The sequence below is a fragment of the Streptomyces fractus genome (assembly GCF_049844455.1).
In the GTDB taxonomy this organism is placed as follows: domain Bacteria; phylum Actinomycetota; class Actinomycetes; order Streptomycetales; family Streptomycetaceae; genus Streptomyces; species Streptomyces fractus.
On the sequence record NZ_JBMYHI010000002.1, the window covers coordinates 947,446 to 961,188 of the forward strand.

Here is a 13,743-nt window from a genome sequence, read left to right on the forward strand (position 1 = left end):
GACCAGATCCCGCGGCCCGGACAGTATACGTACGCCGCGTCGTATACGTATGCCTCCTTCGAATCCTTTGAGCACCGCATGGTCGCCGGACGCGTAGAAATTCGATTCGATCCTCTTGACAGGACACACCTCGGGAGCCTGTCATGGCAATGCATACGTATTCCACTCACGCTTGTTGACCAGGGAGCACCCATGCCCGATGTCGTCGTGTCCACGCCCGACCTTGAACGCCGCACGGTGCGCCGCAGCGACTTCGCCTCCTGCAATCAGGCCTTCATCGACTGCCGTACGCCCGGCTCGGACCGGAAGGAGAACTACGCCATGATCGGGCCGGGTGTCTCGCAGTCCTCCGGCCAGCACGTCAACCTGCGGCTGCCGCACGGCTACAACATCGGCGCCGCCGCCATGCCGCACGGCATCACCAACAACCTGCACCTGCACTACACGGCCGAGGTGTTCATCTGCACCGCGGGCGAGTACCTGCTGCGCTGGGGCGCCGACGGCGAGGAGGGTGAACTCCCCCTGAAGGCCGGTGACATCGTGTCCGTGCCGACCTGGATCTTCCGCGGCTTCACCAACACGGGTCCTGACGACGGCTGGCTGTTCACCGTGCTGGGCATGGACCGCACCGGCGGCATCATCTGGGGCCCCTCGGTCCTTCGCGAGGCGGCGGAGCACGGCCTGTACCTCAGCGCCGACAACGAGCTCGTCGACACCGTCGCCGGGGACACCCTCCCGCCGGAGTCCGAGCGAGTCACGCCGATGGCGCAGGAGCACATCGACCGGCTGCGCCACTACAGCGCCGAGGAGATGAGGCGCCGGGTCGCCGCGGCCGACGAGCTGGTGTGGTCGGAGCACCCCTTCATCGACAGCACCCTGCCGGGCGGCGGCGCACGCCTGAGCTGCGTCATCGGCTACGGCATGACCGAGGACCCGCACCAGGAGCCGCGTGTGTTCAACCCGCACGGCCACAACGTCGCCTGGCTGCGCGCCGAACCCGGGCAGGGTGTCTCACAGCACCGGCAGCGGGAGACCCAGACACTGATCGTCAAGGACGGCCTGTGGGAGGTCACCCTCAACCGCACCGACCCGGTCTCGGTGCGCCTGGGACCGCGCGACATGCTCTCCGTGCCGCAGGACGCCTGGCGCACGCTGCGCAACGTCGGCGACCAGGAGGGCGACCTCCTGGTGGTCAACTCCGGGGACGGGCGGGTCCGTCTGGAGTGGGACGAGGAGGTCCTCAAGGCGGCCGCCGACGCGGGCCTGGGCCTCGACCACAACGGGTACGTCGCCCCGTACGCGCTGCTCCCCCGCTCCGCGCGGCGCTGGTGACCGGCGTGCCGCTGCCCTTGGTCGTGGTCCCCGGCATGCTCTGCGACGCGAGCCTGTGGTCGGACGTGACCTTCCCCGACGGCCACGCCGTCCATCACGTCGCGCTGCGGCGGCCGGACGTCGGCGCGCTCGCGGACGATGTGCTGTCGGCGGTGGACGGACCGTTCGTGCTCGTCGGGCTCAGCCTGGGCGCCATCGTCGGGTTCGAGGCGCTGCGCCGGGCTCCGGAGCGGGTGGCCGGCCTGTGCGTGATGGCGACGAACGCCGCCGCCCCGCGGCCCGAACAGCACGCTGCCTGGCGGGAGTTGGATGGTCTCGTCGCGGCCGGCCGGTTCGCGGAAGTGGTCGAGCGCACGCTGCCGGACATGTTCCCCGACCGCCGCTGGTCGGCTGCGGACGCCGAGCGCTACCGCCGCATGGCGTCGGCCGTCGGCTCCGCCGACGCCCGCGCCCAACTGGCCGCCCAGCCCACCCGCGAGGACGCGTTCGCGGCGCTGCGCTCCGCGCGCTGCCCTTCCGTCGTCCTGGCGGGCAGCCGGGACACACTCTGCCCGCCCTCCTTCCACCACGCCATCGCCGAAGCCCTGCCGCACTCCCGTATGCGCGAACTGCCGGACGTCGGACACCTGGTGCCGTGGCAGCGCCCCGACGCCGTGGGGGCGGCGCTGCACGACCTGGCCGGCGCGGTCGCCGCGGCCTGAGATCCGTCCCGTACTGAGTTCCGTCCCGTACTGAGTTCCGTCCCGTACTGAGACCCGTCCCGTATCCAACGAAACGAGTTGAAGAGAGCCCTCATGCCCCGACACCTCAAGTCCCCTGTCCCCGCCGCCCAGGTGACCGCCGCCCGCGCGGACGTCGCCGACCGGGTGCGCGCCATTCTCGACGACATCCGCGAGCGCGGCGACGAGGCGGTGCGCCAGTACTCCGAGAAGTTCGACAACTGGAGCCCGGAGTCCTTCCGCCTGTCGCCCCAGGAGATCGAGCGCATCGTCGCCGGTGTCCCGGAACAGGTCCTGGACGACATCCGGTTCGTGCAGGAGCAGGTGCGTACGTTCGCGCAGGCTCAGCGGGACTCGATGCTCGACGTGGACGTCGAGACGCTGCCCGGCGTCCGTCTCGGTCACCGCCACGTGCCCGTGGCCGCCGCCGGCGCGTACGTGCCCGGCGGCCGCTACCCGCTGACCGCGTCGGCCCATATGACGATCGTGACCGCCAAGGTCGCGGGGGTGCCCCGGGTCGTCGCCTGCACGCCGCCCATCCGGGGCGAGATCCCGGCCGCGACCGTCGCGGCGATGCACCTGGCGGGCGCCGACGAGATCTACCTGCTGGGCGGCGTCCAGGCCGTCGCGGCGATGGCCGTGGGGACCGAGACGATCGGCGCCGTGCCGATGCTGGCGGGCCCCGGCAACGCGTATGTGGCCGAGGCCAAGCGCCAGTTGTTCGGTGAGGTGGGCATCGACCTGTTCGCCGGGCCCACGGAGATCCTGGTGATCGCGGACGAGCACGCGGACCCCTTCGTGGTCGCCGTCGACCTGCTGTCCCAGGCCGAGCACGGCCCGGACTCCCCCGCCGTCCTCGTCACCACGTCCGAGGAGCTGGGCCGCGAGGTCGAGCGGCACATCGAGCGGCTGCTGCCCGGCATGCCCACGAAGGACTTCGCCGAACCGGCCTGGCGCGACCACGGCGAGATCGTCGTGGCCGACACCCTCGACGAGGCCTTCGAGATCGCCGACTCCTACGCCAGCGAGCACGTCGAGGTGCTCACCGAGAACCCGCGCCAGGCGCTGGACAAGATGCGCGACTACGGCGCGCTGTTCCTCGGCGAGGGCACGTGTGTCAGTTACGGGGACAAGGTCATCGGCACCAACCACGTCCTGCCCACCCGTGGCGCGGCCCGCTACACGGGCGGTCTGTGGGTCGGCAAGTACCTCAAGACGGTCACCCACCAGGAGGTCACCGACACCGCTTCGTCGGCGCTGCTCGGCGAGGTGTGCGGGCGCGCCGCCCGCGTCGAGCTCTTCGAGGGGCACGCGCGCTCCGGTGACGTACGGGCCGCGAAGTACGGCGGCAAGGCGCTGGCGTGGAACGAGGAGGCCGGCGCATGACGACCGACCGCACCGGGGCGCCCCTGGCCGGAAGGACCGCCCTCGTCACCGGGGGTGGCAGCGGCCTGGGCCGCGCCATCACCCGCTCCCTGCTGGCCGACGGCGCCCGCGTGGTGATCACGGGCCGCGACCTGGATACCCTGAAGCGCACCGCCGACGATCTCGGCCCCGGCGTCGTCCCCCAGGTCTGTGATGTGTCCCGGCCCGCGGACGTCGAGGCACTCGCCACGGCTCTCGCGGACGACGAGATATCGATCCTGGTCAACAACGCGGGCATCGCGGGCCCTGTGGCGCCGCTGACCGAGATCTCCCCCGAGGAGTGGGACGAGGTCTTCGACATCAACGTGCGCGGCGTGTTCCTGATGTGCCGGGCGCTCCTCCCCGCGATGACACGTCGTGGCTCGGGTGATGTCATCAACGTCGCCTCCGTGTCGGGCAAGCGGCCACTGCTGCGGCGCACCCCGTACTGCGCGTCGAAGATGGCGGTCATCGGCCTGACGACCACACTGGCGGGCGAGGTCGGACCGCAGGGCGTCACGGTCAACTCCCTGTCCCCCGGCCCGGTTTCGGGACCACGCATGGAACGCAACTTCCGCCTGGAGGCCGAGCGTACGGGCAGCAGCTACGCAGAGGCCGAGGAGGCCTTCGTGTCGCGTGCCGCGCTCGGGCGGATGGTGACCGAGGAGGAGGTCGGCGAGGCGGTGACCGCGATGCTGCGGATGCGCGGACTGTGCGGCGCCGATATCGACCTGTCGGCGGGGATGGTGGCCCGATGACCGTCCCCCGCACCCCGCGCCGCAGCCTCAAACAGCGCCTGGCGGACGGTGAGTCACTGCGCGGCGCGCTGCTCCGGCTCCCTTCGGAAACACTCGTGGAGATGGCGGGCGTCGCCGGTCTGGACTACGTGCTCATCGACTGCGAGCACGGGCCCGCGGACACGGCGCTGCTCCAGCAGCACATCATGGCGGCCGAGGCGCACGGCATCGACGTCCTCGTACGGGTGGGCACCGCCGAGCCCACGCTGGCGCTGCGCTGCCTGGACCTGGGCGCGGCCGGGCTCGTCCACCCGCACGTGGACGGCGCCGAGGACGCCCGGCGGGCCGTCGCCGCGAGCCACTATCCGCCGTGGGGCGAACGGGGCTTCGCCACGTACAGCAGGTCGGGGCGGTTCGGCACGGTCACCGCGGCGGAGCATGTGGCCGCGTCCCGCGAGACGCTGGTCATCGCGATGATCGAGACACGGCGCGCGTGCGCCGCGGCCGACGAGATCGCCGGCGCGGAGGGCGTGGACGCGGTCCTGGTGGGCCCCGCGGACCTCGCGGCGGACTGCGGCTTCCCCGCGCAGGAGGTCGTCGACGACCTGGTCCAGCAGGCGCACCGGGCCACTGCCAAGAGCGGTCGCACGGTGATGACGATCGTCCCCCACCTCGCGGCGGCACAGGCAGCCGAGGAAGCCGGGGCCCAGCTGATCGTCTTCAACATGGCGCAGGCACTGATGGACACCATGGGTGCCCTCGCGCGTCCGTCCGGGCCGTGACACACCTTCGCCGGACCCGCCCGCACCCCTTGACGCCCCACCCCCGGAACCTTAACGTTCAACTCTGGTTCATACGTATGCATGCACGTATGTGCGCGCACGTGTGCACGCCTCCCCCTCTTCCCCACACCCCTCATCCGCCGCGCGATCGGAGCAGCCATGTCCTCTGCAGCGCCACCCCGTACCACCCCCGCGTCCGCCCCCGACGAGGCGACGAAGCGGAGCGCGATTCGCCGGGCCATCGGCGCGGGCAGCGTCGGTAACTTCGTCGAGCAGTTCGACTACGGCCTGTACGGCTACATGGCGCCGATCATGGCACCGGCGTTCTTCCCCGAGAGCGACAAGACCGTTGCGGTGCTGGGGACTTACGCGATCATCGCGATCGCGTGCCTGGTCCGTCCCCTCGGCGGAACCTTCCTCGGCCGCTGGGGCGACCGGGTGGGCCGCAGGAAGACGCTGCTGTGGACCCTGGTGGCCATGGGCGCGTCCACCGCGCTCGTCGCGGTCCTTCCCACGTACCACCAGGTCGGCATTCTGGCGCCGCTCCTGCTCCTGGCGCTCCGCGTGGTCCAGGGGGTCGTCTCCGGCGGCGAGTACGTCGGCGCGGTGGCGTTCATCGTCGAGTGGGCCGAGCCCAACCGGCGCGCGTACTACACCTCGTACGCCTCCAACAGCTGCTTCGTCGGCACGCTCGCCGGTGCCGGTGTCGCCGCGCTGACCAGCTGGGTGTTCGAGGGGCCCACGCTCGACTCGTGGGGCTGGCGCATGCCGTTCCTGCTGGCGATCCCGCTCAGCCTGATCGGCCTGTGGATGCGCAGCCGCATCTCGGAGAGCCCGGAGTTCGTGCGGGCCACCGAGGACGGCACCGACGTCGTCAAGTCGCCGATCCGCGAGGCACTTCGCTCGCAGTGGCGTCCCATCCTGGTCTACTGCGGGATCTCCATCATGTGCGCGATCCTGTCCTACACCTGGGTCACGTTCTATCCGCAGTACCTGACGAACACGCTCGGCCTGCCCCGCTGGATGGGCCTGGCCTCCAACGCCATCTCGATCGCCGTCCTCATCCCGCTGCTCCCGCTGGCCGGCAAGCTCTCGGACCGTGTCGGACGCAAGCCGATGCTCATCACGGGCGCCGCGGCCTGCATCGTGCTCGTCCCGCTCGCCTTCTGGGTGGGAGACCGCGGCACCTTCGCCACCGCCGTCGCCAGCCAACTCATCTACCTGGTACCGGAGTTCTTCCTCACCGGCATCATCACGGTCTGCGCGGCCGAACTCTTCTCGACCCGCACCCGGTTCAGCGCGAGCGCCATCGCGTACAACAGCTCGTTCTCCATCTTCATGGGGATCACCCCGTTCGTGGCGACGCTGCTGGTCGACACCTTCGACACGATCTACGCCGTGTGGGCCTACCTGGGCGCCGGCGCCGTCCTGGCGCTCATCGTCGTGACCGGGTTCATGACGGAGACGTACCGGAGCCAGCTGGGCGCGGACAAGTTCCCCCGCCAGGACACACCACAGCCCGCCTGAACCCGTGGCCCGGCACCTCTTGCCGGGCCAACCCACCATCAGTCACGCTACATACGCATTCAAACAGCACTGGAACGGAAGAAGCACCATGGCCCTGGACCCCGTCGCGTACCAGCCCTACAACGACCCGGACGAGTTCATCCGCGAGGTGACCGACCGCATCTGGGTCGAGCGCGACATCGCCCACATCGTCGACAACTACGAGCCCGACTCGATCGTCCACGCCAGTCTCGGTACGGTCGTCGGCCGCGACGGCGTCATCGAGGGCAGCACGATGCGGATGGCCTCCGTGCCGGGCCACATCGGCCAGGCCGAGGACGTGGTCTGGGAGGCCCGGGGCGACGACGCGTTCCTCAGCTCGCACCTGGTCTTCTCCGCCGACGAGCACCTCGTCGACGGCCGCAACGTCCGCGTCCGCAAGCGCACGGTGGCCAACTGCCTCTACCGGCGCGGCCGCATGGTCGAGGAGTGGGTGGTGCGCGACGACCTCGCGGACTGCCTGCAGCTCGGCATCGACCCGGACGAGGCCGCGCGCGGCCTCCAGTTCCAGGGGTACACCGGGTCGATGACCGAGGAGCCGCCGAAGGACGTGCTCCTGGAAGGTGTCAGCGGGCCGCGCCCCGACGACTTCCGTCCCGAGTGCGAGATGGTCCTCGACTTCATCGACCAGGTGTGGTCGCAGCGCCAGCTCAACAAGGTCAACGACTTCATGGCGCGCGACCTCTTCCTGCACACCATCGGCGACCGCACCGTCATCCGCCCGGAGCGCTACCAGGCCGATCTGCTGGAAATGGTCGGCCCGTTCCCCGACGCGCGCTTCGCCGTGCGCGACGTCCAGACCCACTACGCGGAGCGGTACGCGGGTCTTCGCGTGGCCGTGACCTGGACGATGCACAGCACGTACCGCGGCATCCCCGCCTTCGGCCCCCTCACGGGCAAGCCGGTCACGGTGCTCGGTGTCTCGCAGTTCCTGATCCAGGACGGCCGCATCGTGAAGGAGGTCCGCGTCTACGACGAGATCGCGCTCCGCGCGCAGATCAACGCGGGCCGGGAGGACGGCGCGGACGTCGCCGCCAATATCTACTAGGCAGAGCGAATCGGCCGAGGTGTTCGGGCCGGTGCGGTCGCATAGCTGAGGTCCTTGGCCGTGAGCGCCTCGGGCCTCAACTTCAGCCACATCGTGCCCCGTTCCGGCCCGCCCCCGCGCCATCACCTGCTGGACCCGCCCCCCACCGTCCGGCCGGTCTGGTTCCTGTGGGAGGACGGCGCGTTCTGGGCGCTGACGGGGCCGTGGGCCCGGCTGTTCGACCCAGTGCTGTCACGCGCCCCTTGTCGACCGACCTCCGACCTGCGACTTCCGACCTGGGGCGGGTACCCGAGAACCGCACTCGGCCGGCCATCCGCCGGCGAGCGGCGCGGCCGCACCTCGCCCGCCATCCCCGCATCGCCCCAACGCCCCCTGGGCACAAGGGAGTCAAGGGCCCACAGACGTCACGCCCACCGCCGCCGAACGTTCACCTACGCCTCATCCGAGCTCGCCACCGTGGGTCCCCTGCCCAGCCATCGACGCACCGGAGGACCCATGACCGAGCACCACCGCCTCACCCGCCGCCACGGACTTCGCGCCGTGCTCGGCGTGGCCGCGGCGCTTCCCGCCGCCGCGGCGCTGACCACCACCGCCGCCGCGCCCGCCGGCGCCGCAGCGTCGGGTCGCGGAGGGCGTCTGCACGTCATGACGTTCAACCTCCGATACGCCTCCGACTCCTCGCCCCACTCCTGGGCCGACCGCCGTCCCGTGATGCGCGAACTGCTCCGCAAGGAGCGCCCGCACGTCATCGGCACCCAGGAGGGCCTGTACCATCAACTCCAGGACATTCATGCCGACTTGGGCGTGCACTATGCCTGGATCGGCACCGGCAGAGCGGGAGGCAGCCGGGACGAGTTCGCCACCGTCTTCTACGACACACGACGCCTGCGCCCCGTCGAGTACGACCACTTCTGGCTCTCCGACACCCCGGAGCTGATCGGCTCCAAGAGCTGGGGCAACTCGGTGATCCAGATGGCGACTTGGGTGCGTTTCGCGGACCTCCAGGACGGCGGCAAGGAGTTCTACGTCCTCAACACCCACTTCGACCACCAGGTCCAGGTGTCCCGCGTGAAGTCGGCGGAGCTGATCGCCTCGCGGATCGCGGCCCTCGACACCTCCCTGCCGCTGCTGATGACCGGCGACTTCAACGTGGCCGCGCACGGCAACCCGGTCTACGACCAGCTGCTCGCCACCGGTCTCAAGGACACCTGGGACGCGGCCGCCGAACGCAGCAGGCTCTATGCGACGTTCCACGGTTACAAGCCGCTCGTCCCGGACGGCGACCGCATCGACTGGATCCTCGCCACGCCGGGCGTGACCGTGCACTCCGCGGCCATCAACACGTATGAGAAGAACGGCCAGTTCCCCAGCGACCACCTGCCGGTACAGGCGAAACTCACGCTCGGCTGAGTTCCGGCCCGTCGGCAGGCGGCCCGGCCCGTCTCCCGGCGGAGACGGTGTCAGTCCGTCACGCGGTAGAAGCTGCGGGACACGTAGCTGGTGGCCTCCTTCGCCCGCAGGCCGCACAGTTCACTCTTGAGCTCGCGCGCCGCGGCGAGTTCGCGGGCGTCGCCGGGGGCCAGGGCCAGGAGGTCGATGACGTGCAGGGCCTCCTGCACCTGGCCGGTGTCCCGCAGCCGGGCCGCGTGGTCGAGGACCGCCTGCTTGTCGGTGATCGCCTCGGCGCGGGCGGCCGCCGCGACGGAGGGACGCGAGGGATGCAGGGTCGTCTGGTTCCCGTCCCACCAGCCGGTCTCGGAGCGCACGATGTCCCGCACGATGTACTCGCGGTGACCGTACGCTTCCCGCATCCACCGGACGTCGAACAGCTCGGCCGGGTAGTGGAGTTCGTGCACGATGTCGTCCACGTACCGGCCCTGGTTGAAGAGTTCGACGACGGCGCCGAACAGCAACTCCACGTCCACCCGAACACGATCGACAACCGGCTGTCTCGCGTCGACGCGCTGACCGGGGTCAACCCCCGTACGGCACACGGCCTGTTGGTGCTCGGAGCCGCGATGGGGGTCGGCGGGGCGGAGCGTCGGGGTGCGTGAAACTGCTTGAACTCCCGGCTGTTCGCGCAACATTGACACCTCATCACCGAAGTGGTCTAGTCCGCTACAGCATGTTGCATGTGCCCACCGTGGAGGTTCACTCATGTTCCGCCCGAAGCACAGATCCCGCCGGACGCCACTCATCGCCATCCTCGCCGTGGCGGCCCTGGCCGCCGCTCCCCTCACCTTCGGCTCGGGCCCGGCCGCCGCCGGGTCGGGGTCGGGGTCCGGTGAGGGCCCGCCCGCCATCACCCCGGCCCCGCACAGCGAGCGGCAACGCTCCGACCACGTCACCATCACCCCCGCCGTCACGGTCGTCACCGGAACGAAGTCCGACCCGGCCGCGGTGAAGCTGGCCACCGCCGTGCTGAAGGCGGCCGGCGCGCGGGATGTCACCACCGCTCAGAAGGCCCCCGCCGGCTCCGGTTCGCTGGCGGTCTACGTCGGCGGGCCGTCCGAGAACCCGGCCTCCGCGGGCGCGCTCGACGCCCTGCGCGCGGACGGTCCCGCCGGGCTCGCCGCCGAGGGCTACGTCCTCGCCATGGGCGGCAAGGGCGCGGGCCGCATCGTGCTGTCCGGCGCCGATCCGACCGGCACGTACTACGCGGCGCAGTCGCTGCGTCAGGTGCTGCCGCACCGCAAGACCCCCGGCGCCACGGTGCGCGGCCTGACCGTGCGCGACTGGCCCGCGACGCCGGTGCGCGGTGTCATCGAGGGCTTCTACGGCACGCCGTGGTCGCACGAGGCGCGCCTGGACCAGCTCGACTACTACGGCGCGCACAAGATGAACATCTACGTGTACTCGCCGAAGGACGACCCGTATCTGCGCGCGAAGTGGCGCGACCCGTACCCGGCCGAACAGCTCGACCAGATCAAGGAGTTGGTGGACCGGGCGCGGGCGAACCACGTCGAGTTCACCTACGCCCTCTCCCCCGGCCTGAGCGTTTGTTACAGCTCCGACGACGACCTCAAGGCGCTCACCGACAAGTTCCAGACGCTGTGGGACATCGGGGTGCGGCAGTTCGCGGTGCCGCTCGACGACATCAGCTACACCGACTGGAACTGCGACGCGGACAAGGCGAAGTGGGGTACCGGTGGAGGCGCCGCCGGCCAGGCGCAGGCGTATCTGCTGAACCGCGTCAACCAGCAGTTCATCAAGACCCACGACGGCGCCCTGCCGCTACAGATGGTGCCGACGGAGTACTACGACACCACCTCCACGCCGTACAAGACGGCGATCTCCGGGCAGCTCGACAAGGATGTGCTCGTCGAGTGGACGGGCGAGGGTGTCGTGGCGCCGACGATGACGGTGGCTCAGGCGAAGCGGGCCAAGGCCGTCTTCGGGCACGCGATCCTGACGTGGGACAACTATCCCGTCAACGACTTCGCGACCGGGCGCCTCTTCCTCGGCCCGTTCAGCGGACGTGAGAAGGGGCTCGCCGAGGAGCTGGCCGGGATCACCGCGAACCCGATGATCCAGCCGTACGCGTCGAAGCTCGCCCTGCACACCGTCGCCGACTACACGTGGAACGACTCGGCGTACGACCCCGACGCCTCGTACCGCGCGGCCGTCGAGGAGGCGGCCGGTGGGAACGCCAAGGTGGCGCGGGCGCTGCGGGCGTTCACGGACGTCAACCACAGCTCGCGGATGGACTCCGCGGAGGCACCGGAGCTGGCGAAGCTGATGAAGGGGTACTGGGACGGTTCCGTCCCGGCGTCGCGGCTGACGGCGGCGTTCGCGGCGCTGCGCGACGCGCCGGCGACGATCCGCTCCGGCGTCGAGAAGGGATTCGTCGAGGATTCCGGGCCGTGGCTGGACTCGGCGCAGGCGTGGGGCGAGGCCGGGGTCGCGGCGGTGCGGCTGCTGGAGGAGCAGCGTGCCGGACACACCGCGGCGGCCTGGACGCTCCGGCAGCAACTGCCGGAGCTGGTCGCCAAGGCGAAGTCGTACCGGTACACCGACCTCAACGGCACCAAGGTGCCGGTGGTCGTCGGTGAGGGTGTGCTCGAACCGTTCTTCGCGAAGGTGCGGGACGCCTCCAACAAGTCCCTCGGCCTGCCGCCGCAGCCGACCGGCACGACCGACTTGCCTGTCTACAACGGCAATACGGCCGACCGGATGACCGACGGCGACGACTCCACGTACTTCTGGAGCAGCCGGGCGCCGAAGACGGGCGAGAGTGTCGGTGTCGACCTGGGCGGCGAGCAGCCGCTCGGCTCGGTGTCGGTGGCCATGGGCAAATCCGGCAGCACGGAGGACTATCTGCACCAGGGTGTCCTGGAGTATTCGTCGGACGGCACGACGTGGCACGCGTTGGGCGACGGGTTCAGTGGGAAGGCGACGTGGACGGCGGACGCGCCGAGCGGTACGACCGCCCGGTACGTGCGCGCCCGCTCGACGGCCGAGCAGACCAACTGGCTGATCGTCCGGGAGTTCACGGTGGCGCGGACGGACCGCCCGACGGTGAGCGGCGGCCCTGCCCCGGCGGACGGCAGCAGCCTGTCCGCGGCGGCGGACGGTGTCCCCGAGAACGCCTACCGTGCCGGCTCCGCCCCGGCCTCGGGTGACGCCCTCACGGTGACGTACCCGGCGCCGCGCGCCGTGTCGTCGGTGACGGTGCTGCGCCCGGACGACGCGAGCGCGTCGAAGGCCCAGGTGCAGCTGCGTGTCGACGGTGCGTGGCAGGACCTCGGCCCGCTCGACGGCTCCGTCACCACCCTGCGCGCGCCCGCCGGGGCGCGGGCGGACGCGATGCGGCTCGTGTGGGGTGCCGGTTCGGCGGCTCCGGTGGTGAGCGAGGTGATCGCTAAGTAGGCGTGGTGGTGTGAACTGCGCGGGTGTGGTGGGACTCTCCTATGATGCGCAAGTCGATGGGGGTGGGCTGTCGGCTCTGTTGAGATGGCGGTAGATCTGGCGTGCGAGATAGCGCTTTAGGCTCCGCCGAATCTCCTTGCTGGTGCGGCCTTCAGCGGTCCGGCGTTCGACGTATGCGCGGGTGTCGGAGTCGTGGATCATGCGGCTGACTGTGGCCATGTGCAGGGCTCGGTTCAGGCGTCTGTCTCCACCGCGGTTGAGTCGGTGGCGCACGGTGTTCCCCGAGGAGGCAGGGATCGGGTTCACGCCGGCCAGGCAGGCGAAGGCGGCTTCGGAACGCACCCGCCCGTGGTGGGACCAGGCCGTCATCACGACAGCTGCGGTGACGGGCCCGATCCCGGGTTTGTCCAGCAGCCCCGCGGCCGGCGTTGCCCGCACCAACGCTGTCATCGACTTCACGTTGGCGCTCAGTTCCTCGTCGAGGGCGACGATGCGCTTGGCCAGGCGCATGGCTTCCGCCCGAGCAGCCATCGCTGCGACAGGCTCTTCGCGGGTGCGCCAGCGGGAGATTTCGAGAATTTGCCGACCGTTTAGTGCCCGACGCCCATCGATGCCGAGGTCCACGGCCCGGACCAATGCGTTCAGCGCGTTGACGTGCGCGGTCCGCTCGTCAGTCATCTGGTCTCTGGCAGTCACCAGAACGCGTAACGCGGCGCGTTCTCCCTCGTCGGCGCGAGGGTGGCGCAGCTCGTGCTCCTCGAGCGGGAGCGCGGCCTCGGCCATGCGCCGTGCGTCGATCGGGTCGGACTTGCCCTTGCCGCGATGTACCCCCATCCGAGGTGCTTCGATGACCTGGTAGCCGGCGTCGGCGACGGTGCGGGCGAACTGAGCGCCGTAGGTCGCGATGCATTCCATGACCCATAGTGCGGTGAGGTCGCCGCCGGTGCGGCGAGCGGCCCAGGCAACCGCCCGGGTCATGCCGGATCTGCTGGTGGGAAACTCGGCCGTATCGAGCAGTTCGCCGGTCGGGGCGGCCAGGACGACCAGGACATGGTTGCGGGCGTGGGTGTCTACGCCGATGACGTACGGGTGGCTGTGCGCGACGATCGTCACGGTGGTCGGGTGCCTTTCCCTCCGGGGACCAACGGTTCGGCCGCTGACGGCCGGCGTCGGTCTGGGTGAGAGTCACTCCGGGCCAGGACTGTGACGGGCCACGCCGTGAACGGCGGGCAATCTCCTGATCAGGACACCGAGGTGGGCCAGAGCGGCGTCGGCTCCCACCACGT

12 protein-coding genes are annotated in these 13,743 nt (G+C 70.5%); 10 read left to right on the forward strand and 2 right to left on the reverse strand.

The annotated features are described in order from the left end of the window. Window positions 1-192 precede the first annotated feature (192 nt). The 8 genes from ACP4E5_RS06425 to ACP4E5_RS06460 all read left to right on the forward strand — a co-directional run bounded on the left by ACP4E5_RS06425 (window position 193) and on the right by ACP4E5_RS06460 (window position 8,998). The gene (locus ACP4E5_RS06425; protein ID WP_425825761.1) at window positions 193-1,332 is read left to right on the forward strand and encodes a cupin domain-containing protein; all 1,140 of its coding nucleotides are present in this window, start codon (window positions 193-195) and stop codon (window positions 1,330-1,332) included. 5 nt (window positions 1,333-1,337) lie between these two features. Then, window positions 1,338-2,033 (forward strand): alpha/beta fold hydrolase, encoded by a 696-nt coding sequence (locus tag ACP4E5_RS06430; protein WP_425825763.1) that lies wholly within the window; start codon window positions 1,338-1,340, stop codon window positions 2,031-2,033. 93 nt (window positions 2,034-2,126) lie between these two features. Then, on the forward strand, window positions 2,127-3,437 hold the full coding sequence (gene hisD / locus ACP4E5_RS06435) for a histidinol dehydrogenase (RefSeq protein WP_425825765.1): 1,311 nt from the start codon (window positions 2,127-2,129) through the stop codon (window positions 3,435-3,437). Then, on the forward strand, window positions 3,434-4,213 hold the full coding sequence (locus tag ACP4E5_RS06440; RefSeq protein WP_425825767.1) for an SDR family NAD(P)-dependent oxidoreductase: 780 nt from the start codon (window positions 3,434-3,436) through the stop codon (window positions 4,211-4,213). The genes hisD and ACP4E5_RS06440 overlap by 4 nt, the downstream gene beginning before the upstream one ends. After that, a complete protein-coding gene (locus tag ACP4E5_RS06445) occupies window positions 4,210-4,974 on the forward strand; it encodes an HpcH/HpaI aldolase family protein (protein WP_425825769.1) in 765 nt (254 codons plus the stop codon). Before ACP4E5_RS06440 ends, ACP4E5_RS06445 begins: the two co-directional genes overlap by 4 nt. 159 nt (window positions 4,975-5,133) lie before the next feature. Beyond that, entirely contained in the window at window positions 5,134-6,501 is a 1,368-nt protein-coding gene (locus ACP4E5_RS06450; RefSeq protein WP_425825771.1) for an MFS transporter, read from the forward strand. An 88-nt stretch (window positions 6,502-6,589) separates the two neighbouring features. Next, window positions 6,590-7,588 carry a nuclear transport factor 2 family protein gene (locus tag ACP4E5_RS06455; protein WP_425825773.1) on the forward strand — a complete coding sequence of 333 codons (999 nt, stop codon included), beginning with the start codon at window positions 6,590-6,592 and terminating at the stop codon, window positions 7,586-7,588. A gap of 495 nt (window positions 7,589-8,083) precedes the next feature. After that, on the forward strand, window positions 8,084-8,998 hold the full coding sequence (locus ACP4E5_RS06460) for an endonuclease/exonuclease/phosphatase family protein (RefSeq protein WP_425841117.1): 915 nt from the start codon (window positions 8,084-8,086) through the stop codon (window positions 8,996-8,998). 50 nt (window positions 8,999-9,048) lie between these two features. On the opposite strand, the gene ACP4E5_RS06465 is transcribed toward ACP4E5_RS06460, so the two are convergent. Continuing rightward, entirely contained in the window at window positions 9,049-9,513 is a 465-nt protein-coding gene (locus ACP4E5_RS06465; protein WP_425825775.1) for an alkyl sulfatase dimerization domain-containing protein, read from the reverse strand. Here ACP4E5_RS06465 and ACP4E5_RS06470 point away from each other — a divergent pair. Together ACP4E5_RS06470 and ACP4E5_RS06475 are read left to right on the forward strand one after the other, a co-directional pair. After that, the gene (locus tag ACP4E5_RS06470; protein WP_425825777.1) at window positions 9,439-9,642 is read left to right on the forward strand and encodes a helix-turn-helix domain-containing protein; all 204 of its coding nucleotides are present in this window, start codon (window positions 9,439-9,441) and stop codon (window positions 9,640-9,642) included. The genes ACP4E5_RS06465 and ACP4E5_RS06470 overlap by 75 nt on opposite strands. 103 nt (window positions 9,643-9,745) lie before the next feature. Then, window positions 9,746-12,457: a glycoside hydrolase family 84 protein gene (locus ACP4E5_RS06475; protein WP_425825779.1), complete on the forward strand. Its 2,712-nt coding sequence runs from the start codon at window positions 9,746-9,748 to the stop codon at window positions 12,455-12,457. 39 nt (window positions 12,458-12,496) lie between these two features. Here the strand turns inward: ACP4E5_RS06475 and ACP4E5_RS06480 are convergent, their stop codons facing one another. Next, window positions 12,497-13,570, reverse strand: coding sequence for an IS110 family RNA-guided transposase (locus ACP4E5_RS06480; RefSeq protein ID WP_425824813.1), 1,074 nt, complete (start codon window positions 13,568-13,570; stop codon window positions 12,497-12,499). Between the last annotated feature and the right edge of the window lie 173 nt (window positions 13,571-13,743).